17 protein-coding genes are annotated in these 15,564 nt (G+C 63.0%); 8 read left to right on the top strand and 9 right to left on the bottom strand.

Going from position 1 to position 15,564, the window contains the following annotated elements; all coding sequences use genetic code 11:
* Nucleotides 1-223: 223 nt before the first annotated feature.
* Entirely contained in the window at nucleotides 224-2,320 is a 2,097-nt protein-coding gene (locus ACYCCG_RS02700) for a DUF4034 domain-containing protein (RefSeq protein ID WP_459669503.1), read from the top strand.
* Here ACYCCG_RS02700 and ACYCCG_RS02695 read toward each other — a convergent pair.
* Nucleotides 2,274-2,627, bottom strand: a complete 354-nt coding sequence (locus ACYCCG_RS02695; protein ID WP_020190994.1) for a gamma-glutamylcyclotransferase family protein — start codon at nucleotides 2,625-2,627, stop codon at nucleotides 2,274-2,276. The genes ACYCCG_RS02700 and ACYCCG_RS02695 overlap by 47 nt on opposite strands.
* Complete coding sequence (locus ACYCCG_RS02690) at nucleotides 2,628-2,894, bottom strand: accessory factor UbiK family protein (RefSeq protein WP_339533578.1); 267 nt, start codon at nucleotides 2,892-2,894, stop codon at nucleotides 2,628-2,630.
* A 487-nt stretch (nucleotides 2,895-3,381) separates the two neighbouring features.
* Here ACYCCG_RS02690 and glnK point away from each other — a divergent pair, with 487 nt between their 5' ends.
* The 3 genes from glnK to sutA all read left to right on the top strand — a co-directional run bounded on the left by glnK (nucleotide 3,382) and on the right by sutA (nucleotide 5,857).
* On the top strand, nucleotides 3,382-3,720 hold the full coding sequence (glnK, locus tag ACYCCG_RS02685) for a P-II family nitrogen regulator (RefSeq protein ID WP_002555808.1): 339 nt from the start codon (nucleotides 3,382-3,384) through the stop codon (nucleotides 3,718-3,720).
* A gap of 46 nt (nucleotides 3,721-3,766) precedes the next feature.
* Nucleotides 3,767-5,098, top strand: coding sequence for an ammonium transporter (locus ACYCCG_RS02680; protein WP_176682844.1), 1,332 nt, complete (start codon nucleotides 3,767-3,769; stop codon nucleotides 5,096-5,098).
* A gap of 429 nt (nucleotides 5,099-5,527) precedes the next feature.
* On the top strand, nucleotides 5,528-5,857 hold the full coding sequence (sutA, locus tag ACYCCG_RS02675; protein WP_021783509.1) for a transcriptional regulator SutA: 330 nt from the start codon (nucleotides 5,528-5,530) through the stop codon (nucleotides 5,855-5,857).
* A gap of 180 nt (nucleotides 5,858-6,037) precedes the next feature.
* Here the strand turns inward: sutA and ACYCCG_RS02670 are convergent, their stop codons facing one another.
* The 6 genes from ACYCCG_RS02670 to lptM are packed head-to-tail and all read right to left on the bottom strand — an operon-like array spanning nucleotide 6,038 to nucleotide 10,657.
* Nucleotides 6,038-6,733, bottom strand: coding sequence for an HAD family hydrolase (locus ACYCCG_RS02670; protein WP_176682843.1), 696 nt, complete (start codon nucleotides 6,731-6,733; stop codon nucleotides 6,038-6,040).
* Nucleotides 6,730-7,629 (bottom strand): tyrosine recombinase XerC, encoded by a 900-nt coding sequence (gene xerC / locus ACYCCG_RS02665; RefSeq protein ID WP_176682842.1) that lies wholly within the window; start codon nucleotides 7,627-7,629, stop codon nucleotides 6,730-6,732. Before xerC ends, ACYCCG_RS02670 begins: the two co-directional genes overlap by 4 nt.
* The gene (locus ACYCCG_RS02660) at nucleotides 7,629-8,339 is read right to left on the bottom strand and encodes a DUF484 family protein (RefSeq protein WP_209969222.1); all 711 of its coding nucleotides are present in this window, start codon (nucleotides 8,337-8,339) and stop codon (nucleotides 7,629-7,631) included. Before ACYCCG_RS02660 ends, xerC begins: the two co-directional genes overlap by 1 nt.
* 13 nt (nucleotides 8,340-8,352) lie before the next feature.
* The gene (dapF, locus tag ACYCCG_RS02655; RefSeq protein ID WP_014592814.1) at nucleotides 8,353-9,183 is read right to left on the bottom strand and encodes a diaminopimelate epimerase; all 831 of its coding nucleotides are present in this window, start codon (nucleotides 9,181-9,183) and stop codon (nucleotides 8,353-8,355) included.
* Between the two features lie 4 nt (nucleotides 9,184-9,187).
* On the bottom strand, nucleotides 9,188-10,435 hold the full coding sequence (gene lysA / locus ACYCCG_RS02650) for a diaminopimelate decarboxylase (protein ID WP_176682840.1): 1,248 nt from the start codon (nucleotides 10,433-10,435) through the stop codon (nucleotides 9,188-9,190).
* Nucleotides 10,436-10,444: 9 nt separating this feature from the next.
* Complete coding sequence (gene lptM / locus ACYCCG_RS02645; RefSeq protein WP_176682839.1) at nucleotides 10,445-10,657, bottom strand: LPS translocon maturation chaperone LptM; 213 nt, start codon at nucleotides 10,655-10,657, stop codon at nucleotides 10,445-10,447.
* Between the two features lie 238 nt (nucleotides 10,658-10,895).
* Here lptM and cyaY point away from each other — a divergent pair, with 238 nt between their 5' ends.
* The 3 genes from cyaY (at nucleotide 10,896) to rnk (ending at nucleotide 12,011) form a co-directional block, all read left to right on the top strand.
* Entirely contained in the window at nucleotides 10,896-11,228 is a 333-nt protein-coding gene (cyaY, locus tag ACYCCG_RS02640) for an iron donor protein CyaY (protein WP_004575827.1), read from the top strand.
* 1 nt (nucleotide 11,229) lies between these two features.
* The gene (locus ACYCCG_RS02635) at nucleotides 11,230-11,454 is read left to right on the top strand and encodes a DUF1289 domain-containing protein (RefSeq protein WP_176682838.1); all 225 of its coding nucleotides are present in this window, start codon (nucleotides 11,230-11,232) and stop codon (nucleotides 11,452-11,454) included.
* Nucleotides 11,455-11,600: 146 nt separating this feature from the next.
* Nucleotides 11,601-12,011: a nucleoside diphosphate kinase regulator gene (gene rnk / locus ACYCCG_RS02630; protein WP_003253652.1), complete on the top strand. Its 411-nt coding sequence runs from the start codon at nucleotides 11,601-11,603 to the stop codon at nucleotides 12,009-12,011.
* Nucleotides 12,012-12,074: 63 nt separating this feature from the next.
* On the opposite strand, the gene ACYCCG_RS02625 is transcribed toward rnk, so the two are convergent.
* Nucleotides 12,075-14,930 (bottom strand): class I adenylate cyclase, encoded by a 2,856-nt coding sequence (locus tag ACYCCG_RS02625; RefSeq protein WP_459669347.1) that lies wholly within the window; start codon nucleotides 14,928-14,930, stop codon nucleotides 12,075-12,077.
* A 166-nt stretch (nucleotides 14,931-15,096) separates the two neighbouring features.
* Between ACYCCG_RS02625 and ACYCCG_RS02620 the strand changes: the two genes are divergently transcribed.
* Entirely contained in the window at nucleotides 15,097-15,549 is a 453-nt protein-coding gene (locus tag ACYCCG_RS02620) for a YaiI/YqxD family protein (protein WP_003253654.1), read from the top strand.
* Nucleotides 15,550-15,564 lie beyond the last annotated feature (15 nt).

Genomic DNA, 15,564 nt, shown 5'->3' with positions numbered 1-15,564 from the left:
GTTGCTGGAAAATGCCGCTTCCTGCGGCTGGGCAAAGCATAGCCAGTGCTGCCACGGCAGGCGCAACAAGTGTGCGTCGTGGTTTTTCAGGGCAGGGGTTTTCCCTGCGTTTTCATGGGCTTCGGCAAAAATGGATCCAATAGGCTTTGCGCAGTCGTCAGGTATGACTTAGTGTTGTTGGGCAACCGCAGTTGCCATGGGATGGCACTGCGTCTTCTTTCAAATGGACTTGAGGTATTGCTCCGTGCAAACGCTCACCTGCACGCACCAGGCAATTCGCGAACTGGTGCAGGCCAGTGCATTCGTTGAACTCAACCGCTTTTTCGACAGGCTCGAGGCTCAGTGGCGTCAGGCCCCGACCGGCGAGTTCCCGGCCTACCTGGCGGCCATTGAAGGGCACATGCTGCTCGACCAGGAAAACCAGAGTGACAGGGCCCTGAGCCAAGTGCTCAGAGCCTGGATTGACGCCTGCCCCAGGGCATACCACCCACAAGTGGTAATGGGTATGCACTGCTTCCACCGGGCCTGCCAGGTGCAGGTTGGTGGCCAACGCAACGCTGCACGCTTGCTGGCTGTCGCGCAAATTTGTGAATCCGCCAGCGCGCACCTGTTGCGTGCAATGGACCGCTCTGCGCACCCCGTGGCAGCGGCCATTGGCATGCTGCGCATCAGTGCGCAGTTCCATGAGCCTGGTTGGTTGCTGCAACTGTTTCAGGGGGAGCCCGCACGTTTCAGGCCCAGTGCCCATGCCGATGTAGAGGTGCAGGAAGCTGCAGCGCCGTTGCTGGTGAAGCATGGGTTGTTGCCCTTGGCCGAGCTTCCTCAGGCGCTGCCGCTCTGCCTGGGCAGGCGGGTCGAACATGAAAACGAAGACCCTCGCTATTTTTGGCTGCGCCATGCGCTGATCGCTCGCCCCGGTTGCTTCGAGGCGATCCAGGCCCTTGCTGTTTACCTGCTGCCCCATTGGGGCGGCAGCCTTGATGCGTTCGAGCTGTTGGTCAATGGCCCGTTGTGCGTAGCCTGGGACGAGCGCTTGCGTAATGCGCTGCGCTGGATGGCCGTCGAAGGCCGCCTGATGCTGCCACAGGCTGACCCGTTGCAGGCCGTCGCCGACTGGCAGCAGGTGGTCGAAGACTGGTCAGAACGCCCGTTAAGGCCCAGAGAGCGTGCCGTTGTTCTGGCATGGCGGGGGACGCTGCGTAGCAGGGCATCGGGCGACCATGCTGGCGCGATGCGCGATTTTGCCGCGAGCTTGGCGTGCAATGCCGATCTCGGCGCCATCCGCGCCATGGGCGTGCCTTTTCGCTGTTTGGCCGAGCTGATACTGCGCGATGGCATGGCAGATGAGAAGCAACTGTTACACGGCGCCATTGAGCGCCTGTGTGACGGCCGTTCACATGCTGCTGCCTGTGCATTGCGCGCGGCCGGGCACCGTTTCGGGCTGTGGGCGCTGCCACGCTCGGCCGAGCAGGCAAGGCTATGGTTGCAACGGGCGGTGAATCGCCAGTGTGCGGGCCAGGCACCGGGGTTCGAAGTGCTTGAAGTGGCACGGTTGCTGTGGGCAGCCAACCGGCATGAAGTGGCCTGCTACCTGTATGAACGCTGCGCCGAACTGAACCTGCCGGGTGCTGCCTTGGCCTTGTACGAGCTGCACCACGGCGGCCTGGCCAACACCCCGGCGCATTACCTGGATGACGAGGCAGCCGGGTATTGGCTGCAGCGTGCGGTGGAGGCGGGTAGCAGGCAGGCCAAGTACAATCTGGCCTGCCTGCGCATGGATGGCGATGAAGATTTGAACGAGCGCAGTGCCCTGCTGGCGGTCAGGCGCCTGCTTGTCGACGCGTTGGGCAACGCGCAGATCAACGCGCGTGCGCGTTTGCATCTGGGAATTTTGTTACGCCGGTTTGGTGAGACGCAGGAGCGAACCGAGGCGGTTGCTTACCTGTTGAGCCTGGTCGAGCACCCGGACCCGCGGCTTGCCGGGCGTGCCTGCGCCGAACTGGGGCTGGCCTGGATGCAGGGGCGCGGCACCCGCAAGCAAAGCCGCTTTGCCGCCATCGAATGGGTCAAGCGAGCGGCCAGCTTGCAGCCACGGGATACGGCCATTGGTGATATCCAGGCCGAGATCCTCAATTCGCGCAATCGGGTGAAGACGCTGTTTACTCAGTGCGGGGCGGCGTTGTTCCGCGGCACACTGCATGCAAGTGAGCTACCACCGAAACAGGCCTTTACCCACACCGAGTCGTTGCGGGTTCAGCCTGCATCGGACCGTCTCAGGCACGTACATAAACCCAGGCTGTCAGGCCCGATGCAAGGGTGACGGCGACGCGCTTGTAGTCGGCAACTTCATAGCGGTCCGCTGCAGCCAGTTCGTCTTCGCTGATCTGGAAGACCATGCCGGCCACGCTGTCGTTCGCCTGGCTGCTGGGGGAAACGATGGGGTGATGGGACTTGCCGCTGGTCGCCAGTACGCCTGGGTCGGTGATCTCGACCCAATCCAGGCGGTAGCCCGGCATGCGGTCGGCCTGACCGTTCAGCTCACGGCCAAAGTTGGCCAGTTGCACGGCTTTATCCTGCAAGGTGCCGTAGGAAAACAACAGTACCGGGTATGCGCTGGAGGGTTGCATTCACTCATCCTGTGAGGGTGGGTTCAGCCGGGCTTCCAGCTCGGCTACCTGTTTTTCCAAGGCCTCAAGGCGTGCGCGGGTACGCGCCAGTACGACCATCTGGCTGTCGAATTCGTCACGGCTGACCAGGTCCAGCTTGCTGAAGGCACCTTGCATCAACACTTTGAACTGGCTTTCCAGTTCCGCACGGGGCTGGGCGGCATCGCTGCTGAATAGGCGCGAGGCCTGGTCGCTCAGGGCATCGAGAAGGGCTTTGGGCGCGAGCATGGGGCTGTCCACTGAAACGGAGAAATGGCCGCCAGTGTAGCACGCACAAACCTGGCGCCTGAGTGCACATTGGCCTTCGTAGGAGCGGGTTTACCCGCGAAGAAGACACCGCGGTGGATGGCACGGGCTTCGCCCGTGTTCGCGGGCAAGCCCGCTCCCACAGGAATGATCTGCGGTTTCTAATCTGTTGCACATTTTTCGCGCAACGTGTCCCGCCGCTGCGCACCGAAATTGTGCATGTTTCCCATGCTGGCGACTGGCCAATCCCGACCAAATCACATAACGCTCTGTTTTTCGGCACTTTGTCGGAACTGGCAAGGATTCTGCAAAGACCTGTACGAGCCATGCACTGAAGCAGTTCCTTGTGACCAGGCAGTGCGCACGCGGAGCCGGGTGCCGACGACGCGTTACAAAGCCAACCGCTGCGCTTAGACTTGAGACGGGTTTGTTTTCCTGGGGCAAGTCCACCAAATCGGGAGAGAGTTTCATGAAGCTAGTCACAGCCATCATCAAGCCGTTCAAGCTGGACGACGTACGCGAGTCGCTGTCGGAAATCGGCGTGCAGGGCATCACCGTCACCGAAGTCAAAGGTTTCGGTCGGCAGAAGGGCCACACCGAGCTGTATCGCGGTGCTGAATATGTGGTTGATTTCCTGCCCAAGGTGAAGATCGATGTCGCCATCGATGACAAGGACCTTGATCGGGTAATCGAAGCCATCACCAAGGCAGCCAACACCGGCAAGATCGGTGACGGCAAGATTTTCGTGGTGAATCTGGAGCAGGCGATCCGCATCCGTACCGGCGAAACCGATACCGACGCGATCTAAGCAGCAACAAAGCCTCACCAAACCCAACGCCCCAGGAGAAAACAACATGACTCTGCGTAAGATCGCAGGGCTAGGAGCCCTATTGTCCCTCGTAATGCCCGGGCTTGCCCTGGCAGAGGAAGCTGCCCCAGCGCTGAACTCCGGCGACACCGCCTGGATGCTGACCGCAACGGCGCTGGTGCTGTTCATGACCATTCCGGGCCTGGCCCTGTTCTATGGCGGCATGGTGCGTTCCAAGAACGTGCTGTCGGTGATGATGCAGTGCTTTGCAATTACCGGCCTGATGAGCATTCTCTGGGTCGTCTACGGCTACAGCATGGCCTTCGATACCGCCGGTATGGAAAAGGGCGTGCTCAACTTCAACTCTTTCGTTGGCGGCTTCTCCAAGGCCTTTCTCAGCGGTGTCACGCCTGACAGCCTGACCTCGGCCACCGCGCTGTTCCCTGAAGCGGTGTTCATCACCTTCCAGATGACTTTCGCCATCATCACCCCGGCGCTGATCGTCGGCGCCTTTGCCGAACGCATGAAGTTCTCGGCGATGCTGGTATTCATGGGCATCTGGTTCACCCTGGTGTATGCGCCGATCGCACACATGGTGTGGAGCGGTGACGGTGCCCTGATGTGGGACTGGGGCGTACTGGACTTCGCTGGCGGCACCGTGGTGCACATCAACGCCGGTATCGCAGGCCTGGTCTGCTGCCTGGTACTGGGCAAGCGCAAAGGCTACCCGACCACCCCGATGGCCCCGCACAACCTCGGCTATACCCTGATGGGCGCGGCGATGCTGTGGATCGGCTGGTTCGGCTTCAACGCAGGCTCTGCTGCTGCTGCCAACGGCACTGCCGGGATGGCCATGCTGGTCACTCAGATCGCTACCGCCGCCGCCGCACTGGGCTGGATGTTCGCCGAGTGGATCGGTCACGGTAAGCCAAGTGCGCTGGGCATCGCCTCGGGCGTGGTGGCTGGCCTGGTCGCCATCACCCCGGCTGCGGGCACCGTCGGGCCGATTGGCGCGCTGATTATCGGCCTGGTTTCGGGTGTGGTCTGCTACTTCTGCGCCACCACGCTCAAGCGCAAACTCGGCTATGACGATTCGCTGGACGCGTTCGGCGTGCACGGTGTTGGCGGCATCATCGGAGCCATCCTCACGGGTGTGTTCGCGGCCCCGGCACTGGGCGGCTTCGGTACTGTCACCGACATCGGCATGCAAGTCTGGATCCAGGCCAAAGGTGTGATTTTCACCGTGGTCTACACCGCCATCGTCACCTACGTGATCCTCAAGGTGCTGGATGTGGTGATGGGCCTGCGGGTCAACGAAGAAGAAGAGTCGGTCGGCCTCGACCTGGCTCAGCACAACGAACGCGGCTACAACCTGTAACTGCGACGCGGTAAAAACTTGCCCGGCTTGCCGGGCATTTTTTTGCCAGTTTTTCAGCATTTCCCGCACGGCAAACGGTTTATTCGACACGTTCGTGACGTAGGTAAAAAACTTACAAGTCGCAGGGCGTTTATGGTGCTTTGCTTTTTCCACGGGCGCGCTAGAATGCGCGCCGAAGGGTGTTTGACGAGTAGTCCACACACTTCGCCAGCCTTTGCTAGGCTTGCCAATAGCGTGTGGCCAGCAGGGGCTAATGGATTTGTCAGGTCCTGCCAGGAGCAGGGCCTGCTGGGTACCGCATCCCATCAGGAGTGCCGACCCAAGGGCAGTGGCCTAACCCACGGCCAGTTGAATTTTCACTGGTGGCTGCCGGTCTACGGCTGCACTGGTCTATAACCAACCTGCTTTTCGCAAGTCATGAGGTAGAACATGAGCGACGACGATCTGGAAAATGATGACCTCGAAGTAGGCGACGAAGACGAGGGTGATGAGGGCCTCGAGGCGGCGGCTGATGACGGCGTGGAAGACGCTGGCGATGATGACAGCAGCCCGGCACCCGTTGCCAAGGGCAAATCCAAGGCAGCAGTCTCGGTAGACGAGATGCCGAGCATGGAAGCCAAGCAGAAAGAGCGTGATGCACTGGCCAAGGCGATGGAAGAATTCCTTTCTCGCGGCGGCAAGGTGCAGGAAGTCGAGGCCAACGTGGTCGCCGACCCGCCCAAGAAGCCAGACAACAAGTACGGCAGCCGCCCTATCTGAGTGGCTGATCGCAAAAAAGCCCGCCGTCGCTGCGGGCTTTTTTATGCCTGTGGGTTTTGTGTTGCCTGTTCCGGCCTCTTCGCGGGCACGCCCGCTCCCACAGGTTCACCACAGGGTTCAGGACCTGCGCGGTCCCTGTGGGAGCGGGCGTGCCCGCGAATGGGCCGCAAAGCGGCCCCGTCAGCGCCAGCGCGCAAGCACGTCAGGTAGTTGCGACAGGCGCTGGATCTCGGCATCCGGCGCCTGTTCGCCAGCCCAGGTCTTGCCCTGCGGGTTGAACCACACCGCGCGCAAACCGGCGCGCTGGGCACCGGCAATGTCATCGCCAGGGTGATCGCCGATGTGCACCGCCGCACCCGCATCCACCTCGCCACGGCGTAGCGCTTCGAGGAACGGCGCCGGGTCTGGCTTGCCAATGCCCAGATCCTCGGCGCACAGGGCAAAGCGGAAATAATCGGCCAGCCCCAGCCGGCTGACGTCGGCATTGCCGTTGGTGACCACGCCCAGGATGTATTGATGGCGCAAGATCTCAAGCACCGGCTGCACCTCTGGGAAGATCTCCACCTGGTGGCGGGCATGCAGGAACACTTCGAAGCCCTCGTTGGCCAGCGCTTGCGCGTGCTGCTCGCTGTAGCCGACCTCTTCCAGGGCATGGAACAGCACGCGCCTGCGCAGGGCGCTGATGCGGTGCTTGAGGCCGGGCTCTGCTTGCACCAGGCGCTCGCGGATGGCGAACAGGTGCTCCACCGGTATGCTGCCGAGGGTTGGTGCGTTGGCCTCGAGCCAGTCGCGCAGCACGACTTCCGCGGTGGCAATCACCGGCGCGGTGTCCCACAGGGTGTCGTCGAGGTCGAAGGTGATCAGCTTGATGCTCATGAGTCTGTGCCTTTGCTGCGTTTGGCCCGAGGGTGGGCGCTGTCGTACACCGCGGCCAGGTGCTGGAAGTCCAGGTGGGTGTAGATTTGCGTCGTGCTGATGTCGGCATGGCCGAGCATCTCCTGCACCGCGCGCAGGTCCTGGGACGATTCCAGCACATGGCTGGCGAAAGAATGGCGAAGCATGTGCGGGTGAAGGTGTTGGCCCAGCTCACGCTCACCGGCGGCCTTTACCCGCAGCCGAACGGCCCGGGGGCTGATGCGATTGCCCTGGCGGGTAATGAACACTGCACGGTCGCGCGGGTTGCCGATGCCGCGCAAACGGTACCAGGCCTGCAACGCCTCGCGAGCCTTGCGACCCACCGGCAGCACGCGGGCCTTCCCACCCTTGCCCAGTACCTGCACCAGGCCGGCGGCGAGGTCGAGGTGATCAAGATCGAGGTTGGTCAGCTCGGACAGGCGCAGGCCCGAGGAATAGAACAGTTCGAGGATCGCCTGGTCACGCCGGGCGATGAAGTCGTCGTCCACGCCGCCATCGAGCAGCTGCAGTGCGCGGTCGGTATCCAGTACCTTGGGCAGCCGACGCTCGCCTTTGGGCGCGCTCAGGCCGGTGGCCGGGTCGTGCTGGCACAGGCCTTCGCGGTTGAGGTAGCGGTACAGGCCGCGCACTGCCGACAACAGGCGTGCCAGGCTGCGCGGGGACTGGCCATGGTGGTGCAAGCGAGCGACCAACTGGCGCAGTTGCTGAATTTGCAGCGCCTGCCAGTCGGCAATGCCGTGCTCTTCGCAGTAGGCGATGACTTTTTCCAGGTCGCGACGGTAGCCCAGCGAGGTGTGCTCCGACACTTGGCGCTCGTTGCGCAGGTGTGCGCAATAAGCCTCCAGCTGGCGTTTCATCAGCGTACCGAGCGCAGGGTCTGGGTAACGCGTGGCACAACGCGGCCGAGCACCTCGGCGATATAGCCGAGGAAAAGGGTGCCGACGCTGCTCTTGTAGTGTTGCGGGTCGCGGCTACCGATGGCCAGCACCCCGTGCAGCCCTTGGTACTCAAGAGCTGCCACGGCGCTGGAGCCCACTTCCTGGCGCTGTTCTTCACCGAACAGGAAAGCCAGCTCGTGCTCGCGCAGGTTGCCACTGACGGTCTTGCCACCGCCCAGCAGGGCACCGATGGCTTGCTGCGCCTCGGCATTGCTGACCCAGCGCCCGACCGGCGCGACGTTGTCGCCGAACAGGATCAGGCTGACGAAGGGCACCTGGAATTCCTGGCGCAGGCTGTCTTCGACCGCCATTACCACTTCTTCCAGGCTGCCGGCATCGAGCAGGTCAAGGATCAGCCGGCGGGTCTTGTCGAACAGCCGGTCGTTGTCGCGGGCCACGTCCATCAGTTGCGACAGGCGATGGCGCATTTCGATGTTGCGGTCACGCAGCAGCTTGAGCTGGCGTTCCACCAGCGACACGCTGTCACCTCGCTGGTGCGGGATGTGCTGTTCGATCAGCAGCTCGTCGTGCTCGGCGAAGAAGGTAGGGTGGGCGCGCAGGTAGGCGACCACCGCTTCGGCATCGAGCTCGGCGGACTGCTTGGGTACAACCTTGGGCTGATCGGTCATGGCGGTTACTCGTTTAGAGACGAACCTGTCCTTCGTAGACGCGTACGGCCGGGCCGGTCATCATCACGGGCTTGCCGGGGCCGGCCCATTCGATGTGCAGGCGGCCACCGGGCAGGTCGAGGGACACCGGGGAGTCCATCCAGCCCTGGCTGATCGCCGCCACGGCCGCGGCGCAGGCGCCGGTGCCGCAAGCCTGGGTTTCGCCGGCGCCGCGTTCCCACACGCGCAGGTTGGCGCGGTGGCGGTCGATGACTTGAATGAAGCCGGCATTCACCCGCTGTGGGAAGCGTGGGTGGTTTTCGATCTTCGGGCCCAGCTCGTGCACGGGGGCAGTATGCACGTCGTCGACACGCAGCACGGCGTGCGGGTTACCCATGGACACGGCGGCTATGGAATGCAGCTGGCCGTCGACCTCCAGTGGGTAGCTCAGCGCCTGCGCGTCAGCAACGAAGGGGATTTCGGCAGGGATGAAGCGGGGTGGGCCCATGTCGACACTCACCTGGCCGTCGTTCTGCACGTCCAGCACGATGATGCCGCTCTTGGTCTCCACGCGGATGCGCTTTTTCGCGGTCAGGCGCTTGTCCAGCACGAAGCGGGCAAAGCAGCGCGCACCGTTGCCGCATTGCTCGACCTCGGAGCCGTCGGCGTTGAAGATGCGGTAGCGGAAGTCCACTTCCGGGTTGTTCGGCGCCTCTACGATCAGCAACTGGTCGAAGCCGACACCGGTATGGCGGTCACCCCATTGCTTGGCGTGCTTGGGCTGGATGTGCGCGTGCTGGCTGACCAGGTCCAGGACCATGAAGTCGTTGCCCAGCCCATGCATCTTGGTAAAACGCAGCAGCATGGACTTACTCCGGCAGCAGGCTTTCGCCAGCATACAGTTCGGCGACGGTCTCGCGGCGGCGTACTTCGAACGCCTGGTCGCCGTCGACCAGGATTTCAGCGCAACGGCCGCGGGTGTTGTAGTTGGAACTCATGACAAAACCATAGGCGCCCGCGGACTCTACGGCCAGCAGATCACCTTCGGCCAGATTGAGGACGCGGTCCTTGCCGAGGAAGTCGCCGGTCTCGCAGATAGGGCCGACCAGGTCATAGGCACGGCCTTCGCCTGCACGTGGCTTGACCGCGCTGACACCCATCCAGGCCTGGTACAAGGCCGGGCGGATCAGGTCGTTCATCGCTGCATCGATGATGGCGAAGTCCTTGTGTTCGGTGTGCTTGAGGTATTCCACGCGGGTCAGCAGCACGCCTGCGTTGGCGACGATGTAGCGGCCTGGCTCGAACACCAGGGCCAGGTCGCGTTTGCCCACGCGCTCGCGGATGGCCTTGATGTAGTCGGCCACCCGTGGCGGCTGTTCGTCGCGGTAGCGCACGCCGACACCGCCACCCAGGTCCAGGTGGCGCAGGTGTATGCCGCACTCGGCCAGGCGGTCGACCAGCACCAGCAGGCGGTCGAGGGCGTCGAGGAATGGCTCGACGGTGGTCAGCTGCGAGCCGATGTGGCAGTCGACTCCGACCACTTCCAGGTTCGGTAGCTGTGCGGCGCGCACGTAGATGGCCTCGGCATCGGCGATGGCGATGCCGAACTTGTTTTCTTTAAGGCCAGTGGAGATGTACGGGTGAGTACCGGCATCGACATCCGGGTTGACCCGCAGCGAAACCGGGGCAACCTTGCCCATTTCGGCGGCTACCACTTGCAGGCGCTCCAGCTCGTCGGTGGATTCGACGTTGAAGCAGTGCACGCCAACTTCCAGGGCGCGGCGCATGTCTTCACGTGTTTTGCCGACGCCGGAGAACACCACGCGGTCGGCACGCCCGCCAGCGGCCAGCACACGCTCCAGTTCACCACCGGAAACAATGTCGAAGCCTGCGCCCAGGCGCGCCAGCACGTTCAGCACGCCAAGGTTGGAGTTGGCCTTGACCGCGAAGCACACCAGGTGCTCGGTGCCTTGCAGGGCATCTGCGTAGCTCCGGTACTGGGCCTCGATGTGGGCGCGCGAATACACGTAGGTTGGGGTGCCATAACGTTCAGCAATGGCCGACAGGGCCACGCCTTCCGCGAACAGTTCACCGTCGCGGTAGTTGAAAGCGTTCATCTGGTTTCCTTACTGCGCTGGCGATTGCTCGGGCTCGGATTGCAGCTCGGGCTGCTGTTCTTGTTCCGGGGCCGGCTCGGCTTTTGGCTGGTGCTGGTGCGACTTGTGCGCTTTGCCGTTATCGCCATCTTCAGGCAGATACAGCGGGCCTTTCTGGCCACAGGCCGAAACGAGGCAGGCAACAGCGACCAGCGCCGCGAAGGAGGAAATCAGGCGCTTCATGGGTGAAATCCTTAGAAAAATGCAGTATTGCGCCCGAGTATACCGAGCGACCGGCGGCTTGCCTATGCAAGGACCGGTCCGTCGGGCGGGCTATGCTTAGCCTCTGCGTAGCCCCTGTACAAGCCGGCTTGCCCGCGAAGAGGCCGGTGAAGGCAACGGCTAAACCTTTGCATTCGGCGGCAAGCGCCCGTATCTTGCCCGGCTTGCCTGTAACGCAGCCAATTTCGAGGTTCCTGCAATGAGTTTGAGTGAAGCGCGTTTCCATGACCTGGTCGACGCGACCCAACAGGCCCTGGAAGACCTGTTCGACGAGAGCGGCCTGGACTTGGACATGGAGAACTCCGCCGGTGTCCTGACCGTCAAGTTCGAGGGCGGCGCCCAGCTGATCTTCAGCCGTCAGGAGCCACTGCGCCAGCTGTGGCTTGCCGACCGCTCCGGTGGTTTCCACTTCGATTACGACGAAGACAGCGGCAAGTGGGTGTGCGAAAAGAGCGAAGAGTTGCTGGGTGAAATGCTCGAGCGTATCGTCTGGGAGCGGGCCGGCGAGAAGCTGGACTTCGACGAGATCTGACATGAGTAGCGCCCAGGTTCGGCCGCCCAAGCCGCTTTACAGCAACGTCAGCCCTGCAGTGCCGTCACCGTGCATCAGCGTATGCCGGCTGGACGAACAGCGGGTGTGTACCGGTTGCCATCGGCATGTCGAGCACATTCGCGAATGGCGCTCTGCCGATGACGAACGGCGCCGGCAGATCTGCCGCGAGGCCCAGGTCTTGCGTGAGCAGGCTAAGGCACACTGAGCGCAGGGGCTTGAGTATTTGCCCGGCTGTGGTAGTGTCGGGTTCTGCGTCGGTGACGCCAAAGCCTTCTCAAACCCCGCCCTTGGGCGGGGTTTTGCTTTATTTGCACGTTGAAAACTGCCTGTTCAAAGGAGTCTGACTGGATCATGAGCACCAAGCCTTCCCTCATCCTCACCCGATTGGACGTACAACGTCTGGAGCGTCTGATCGACAGCCTCGACGAGAGTACGCCGGGTGTGCTCGCCCTGCAGGACGAGCTGGACCGCGCCGAGCAGGTGGTCGGTCACGAGGAAGTGCCGGCGGGCGTGGTGACCATGAACTCGCGGGTGCACTGCCGTGAGGAAGCCAGCGGCAAGGACTACCACCTGACGCTGGTGTACCCCAAGGATGCCGGGCCGGAAGGCAAGGTTTCGATTCTGGCGCCGATTGGCTGCGCCTTGCTGGGGCTGTCGGTGGGCGAACAGATCGATTGGCCGGCCCCGGGGGGCAAGACCCTCAAGCTGAAGCTGCTGGAAGTGGAATACCAGCCGGAGGCGGCGGGCGATTACGACCTGTAAGGGCCAGTAGGCCGCTTCGCGGGCCATTTGCAGCACAAGGCTGTTCCATCTTGTGCTGCGAGTTCAGGCGCCTTCCGCCAAAACCTGCCCCAGCCCCTCATTCAAAGCCTGCTCCAGCACCCGCTTGTAGCTCAGGTATACCTGCGTTGCCCCCAGGCGGTCATCCAGCAGCTCGGACAAATCCAGGTCGGTGATATAGCACCGGTACTGCGCTGCACCACGGCGCTGACCGATGATCTGCCGGGCCGCCACCGCATACAGCTGCTCACCATGTTCCAGCTCGGAAAACTCCTGCTGGTCGCAGTACAGCGTCACATGCGCCACACCCGCTACACCGGCCTGGATAATCGCCTGTACCTCATAGTAAGGCTGGTCGCTGCCCTCGGCCGGGGCCAGGCGCGGCTCGATGCTGCGTGCCTTGCCTGGGCCGGTGGGCAACAGCTGCGCGAAGTGGATATCCAGCGAGGCCGGCCGCAGGCTATCGAGGGGCAGGCGTGCATCGCGGCGCATTACCACCGAGCGCAGAAAGCGCTGCAGTGGCAACAACAGATGCGCTTCGTCATGCAGCGGCAGGCGTTGTTGCCACAATGCGTTGTATTCATCCAGCACATACACGTCGGCCCAGCCGCCCTGCAGGCGGTAGAACACCTGAATGCAGGCTGGTCGGCCTTGCTCCAGCACCAGGCGCAGGTCGTGGTCCTGCAGCGCATTGGCATCCAGGTACAGCGGGCTGTAGGCGCTGCGCTCTTCGCCCAGGTAGGCCAGTAGCGCCTCATGCTCGGCCAGGGTCGTCAGGCTGACATGCTCGGGCAGCAGCTCCAGCACATGGGTGTGCTGGGCCACCTGCAACAGGTAGCGGTGGTGTAGCCCTTGATCCCGCAGCAGCTGCGCGGTGTCGAAAATTTCCTCTACGCGCTGGCCGATAGGCTGGGCACGGCTTTGGCAGAAGCAGCGTACTCGCACCCGTGGCCGGTGGCCGCGCTGCGCCGGGCTGTTGAGGAAGTCGCGCAGGCAGCGCACCAGCGCGTGTTCGCCGTCATAGCGCTGGACCAGCACCTCGTTCCAGCTGTTGACGGTGACCTGGTCCAGGGTCAGCACCAGGTTTTCGCGTACGCCAGCGTAGCTCAACGAATCAGTGCGCTCTGTGGTCATCAAAACGTTCAGGTCGCGGTGGTGGCGCAGCGGGTCGACGCCGACGTTGACCAGCAACAACACCTCATCGGCAACGCTGGGCTGCAACAGGCGCACTTCGCTGACGGTGGGCAAGGGCAGGGTGATACTTTGCCGCAGACAGCCCAGCAGGTTGAACAGCTCGAATTCCCCGAGGTCGCTGACCCCTGGATGCAGCGCCAGGCGGGTGCTGTTGTCGATGACCCCGTTGCGATGGGCCCAGGTCAGCAGTTCGAGTAGCTCACGGCAGCGCTTGATCGGGCTGAAGTGCTGCACCTCGTGGGTGTTCAGGTTGCCGCTGTACAGCTCCCAGTGGTAGCTGCCCGGCTCCTTGCGGTTGGGTGCCTGAACCAGCGTCAGGGTGCCTTCGGCGAGGTCAGGGGCGATGCCGGGGTTGATTACTTCGATTTTGCCGGCGCGGCGCTCGAAGGCTGCGTACAGGCGCCGGCCCAACACATTGAGGTCGCGCTGGTCAGCGCGGCTGCTGGCGTTCTGGGTACGGGCGAACTGGCTGAGGAAGCGATAACTGAGGTTAAGCTCGGCCACCAGTTCGCGGCGCTCGACGGCAACCTGCTGCACTTTCCATTGGCTGCGGCTGTCCAGCAGGGCCAGCTGGCGCTGGTCCCAGCCCCACTCGCCGGCCAGGCGCTGCAGCAGCCGGCGTTGCCAGCCTTGGCTGCGGCCTTGGTCGCTGAGCTTCTTGTTCACCTTCAGGTACAGGCTGCGCCTTACCAGCTCCAGGCGCGCGGGTTCGCCGCGTTGCAGCAGGTAACGTTCGATGCGCCGGTAGACCATCACGTAGGGGTCCAGCTCGTCGAGGTCGAGCTGGTTGGCAAACACTGCCTGCTTGTAGTCCAGGCTCAGGCAGCGCACCGCAGGGTGTTCGCTGGCGTAGGCTTCGGTCAGCAGCAGTTTGAGCAGCGATTTGTAGGGCGAGTCGATGCCTTTGAACAATTGCCACAGGCCCGCGCCGACGAACTCACCGGGCGGAATGTGCGCCAGGTTGCCAAGGTCTAGGGCGTCCTGGCTGCGGATGAAGCGTTTGGACAGCAAGGTCTGGGTGTAGCTGTAGTAGTTGTGCTCCTCGTACACAGGTACCAGCCACCACAGCGGCGTGCGCCCGGCCAGCCACAGGGTGGTGCGGTAGAACTCATCCAGCAGCAGGTAGTGCTGGGTGGTGCCGCAGTCGTCGGAGCCGAGCTGGCCATCGCGCTGACCTTGGGCGAAGCCCTGTGTATCGATCAGGAAAAAGTGTGCTTCGGCTCCCAGGCTTGCCGCCCAGACCTCCAGCAGCTGGCACTTGCGGCGCAGCTCTCCCAGCAGCTGTTCGGGCAAGCCGGGTGCATGGCACACCCACAGGTCCATGTCGCTGTGCTCAGCCTGCGCCAGCGAGCCCAGGCTGCCCATCAGGAACAGGCCGTGGATTGGGCGTGGCGGGTTGCCATGCTGGGCCTTGTAGGTGAACGAGCGGGCCAGGCGTTGGGCATCTGCCACCAGCTCGGCGCTTGGCTCGTAAGCCGATACGCCCGCGGGTGTGCTGCCGGAGACGTAACCCGGCAATAACGGGTGGTTCACGTGAAACAGCAGCGGCAGCAACGACAGTACCTGTTGCTGGCGCGTTGACAGGCCCTCCTTTGCTCGCTGCAGTCGGCCCTGGTTGAGATGCAGGAAGCGCGCACGCAATGTCGCCAGGACCTTGCGGTCGATGCCTTCGTCCAGGTCAGGGCGGATTTCGTGAGGGTGGTTCATTGCGCGCTCGGGCAGGCCATTGAAGCTGTGGCGAGTTTAGCCTGAGTGGCGGGGTCGGATAAGCGGTAAATGAAATTTTGGCGCCATTTTTCCAGCGCTGGCCTGCTCCAGCTTTCGCTGCACTTCAGGCATGATGGGCGCATTGAGTTCATGTAGAGAGTGTCCAATGCGTGTATGGATCGATGCCGATGCCTGCCCCAAGGCGGCCAAGGATCTGATCGTCAAGTTCGCCCTCAAGCGCAAGTTCGAGGTGGTGATGGTGGCGGGGCAGGCTGTGGCCAAGCCGGCGTTCGCGATCGTGCGCCTGATCGTGGTGCCCAGCGGCATGGATGCGGCCGATGATTACATTGTGGAGCACGCCGTGCCTGGCGAGCTGGTGATCTGCAGTGACGTGCCGCTGGCTGACCGCCTGGTGAAAAAGGGTGTAGCCGCACTGGACCCGCGTGGGCGTGAGTTCGACGAGCGCAACATGGGCGACCGCCTGGCGGCGCGCAACCTGTTCACCGAGCTGCGTGAGCAGGGCCAGGTGGGGGGTGGACAGGCGGCTTATGGGGAGCGCGAGAAGCAGGCGTTTGCCAATGCATTGGACCGGATCATTGCCCGGCTCTCGAAAAGCTGAGCGCTGACATGGTTC

This window comes from Pseudomonas sp. VEM90 (assembly GCF_054611535.1).
The sequence above is the reverse complement of the archived record's forward strand: the minus strand, read 5'-3'. Positions and strand labels throughout refer to the sequence as shown.

Bases quoted from the DNA above. Each gene is read 5' to 3' on its own strand.
- ACYCCG_RS02695 (WP_020190994.1), bottom strand. From the start codon at position 2,627: ATGCAACCCTCCAGCGCATACCCGGTACTGTTGTTTTCCTACGGCACC.
- ACYCCG_RS02670 (WP_176682843.1), bottom strand. From the start codon at position 6,733: ATGAGCATCAAGCTGATCACCTTCGACCTCGACGACACCCTGTGGGAC.
- ACYCCG_RS02680 (WP_176682844.1), top strand. From the start codon at position 3,767: ATGACTCTGCGTAAGATCGCAGGGCTAGGAGCCCTATTGTCCCTCGTA.
- ACYCCG_RS02660 (WP_209969222.1), bottom strand. From the start codon at position 8,339: ATGACCGATCAGCCCAAGGTTGTACCCAAGCAGTCCGCCGAGCTCGAT.
- rnk (WP_003253652.1), top strand. From the start codon at position 11,601: ATGAGCACCAAGCCTTCCCTCATCCTCACCCGATTGGACGTACAACGT.
- xerC (WP_176682842.1), bottom strand. From the start codon at position 7,629: ATGAAACGCCAGCTGGAGGCTTATTGCGCACACCTGCGCAACGAGCGC.
- lptM (WP_176682839.1), bottom strand. From the start codon at position 10,657: ATGAAGCGCCTGATTTCCTCCTTCGCGGCGCTGGTCGCTGTTGCCTGC.
- ACYCCG_RS02690 (WP_339533578.1), bottom strand. From the start codon at position 2,894: ATGCTCGCGCCCAAAGCCCTTCTCGATGCCCTGAGCGACCAGGCCTCG.
- dapF (WP_014592814.1), bottom strand. From the start codon at position 9,183: ATGCTGCTGCGTTTTACCAAGATGCATGGGCTGGGCAACGACTTCATG.
- lysA (WP_176682840.1), bottom strand. From the start codon at position 10,435: ATGAACGCTTTCAACTACCGCGACGGTGAACTGTTCGCGGAAGGCGTG.
- ACYCCG_RS02620 (WP_003253654.1), top strand. From the start codon at position 15,097: ATGCGTGTATGGATCGATGCCGATGCCTGCCCCAAGGCGGCCAAGGAT.
- ACYCCG_RS02700 (WP_459669503.1), top strand. From the start codon at position 224: ATGGACTTGAGGTATTGCTCCGTGCAAACGCTCACCTGCACGCACCAG.
- cyaY (WP_004575827.1), top strand. From the start codon at position 10,896: ATGAGTTTGAGTGAAGCGCGTTTCCATGACCTGGTCGACGCGACCCAA.
- sutA (WP_021783509.1), top strand. From the start codon at position 5,528: ATGAGCGACGACGATCTGGAAAATGATGACCTCGAAGTAGGCGACGAA.
- ACYCCG_RS02635 (WP_176682838.1), top strand. From the start codon at position 11,230: ATGAGTAGCGCCCAGGTTCGGCCGCCCAAGCCGCTTTACAGCAACGTC.
- ACYCCG_RS02625 (WP_459669347.1), bottom strand. From the start codon at position 14,930: ATGAACCACCCTCACGAAATCCGCCCTGACCTGGACGAAGGCATCGAC.
- glnK (WP_002555808.1), top strand. From the start codon at position 3,382: ATGAAGCTAGTCACAGCCATCATCAAGCCGTTCAAGCTGGACGACGTA.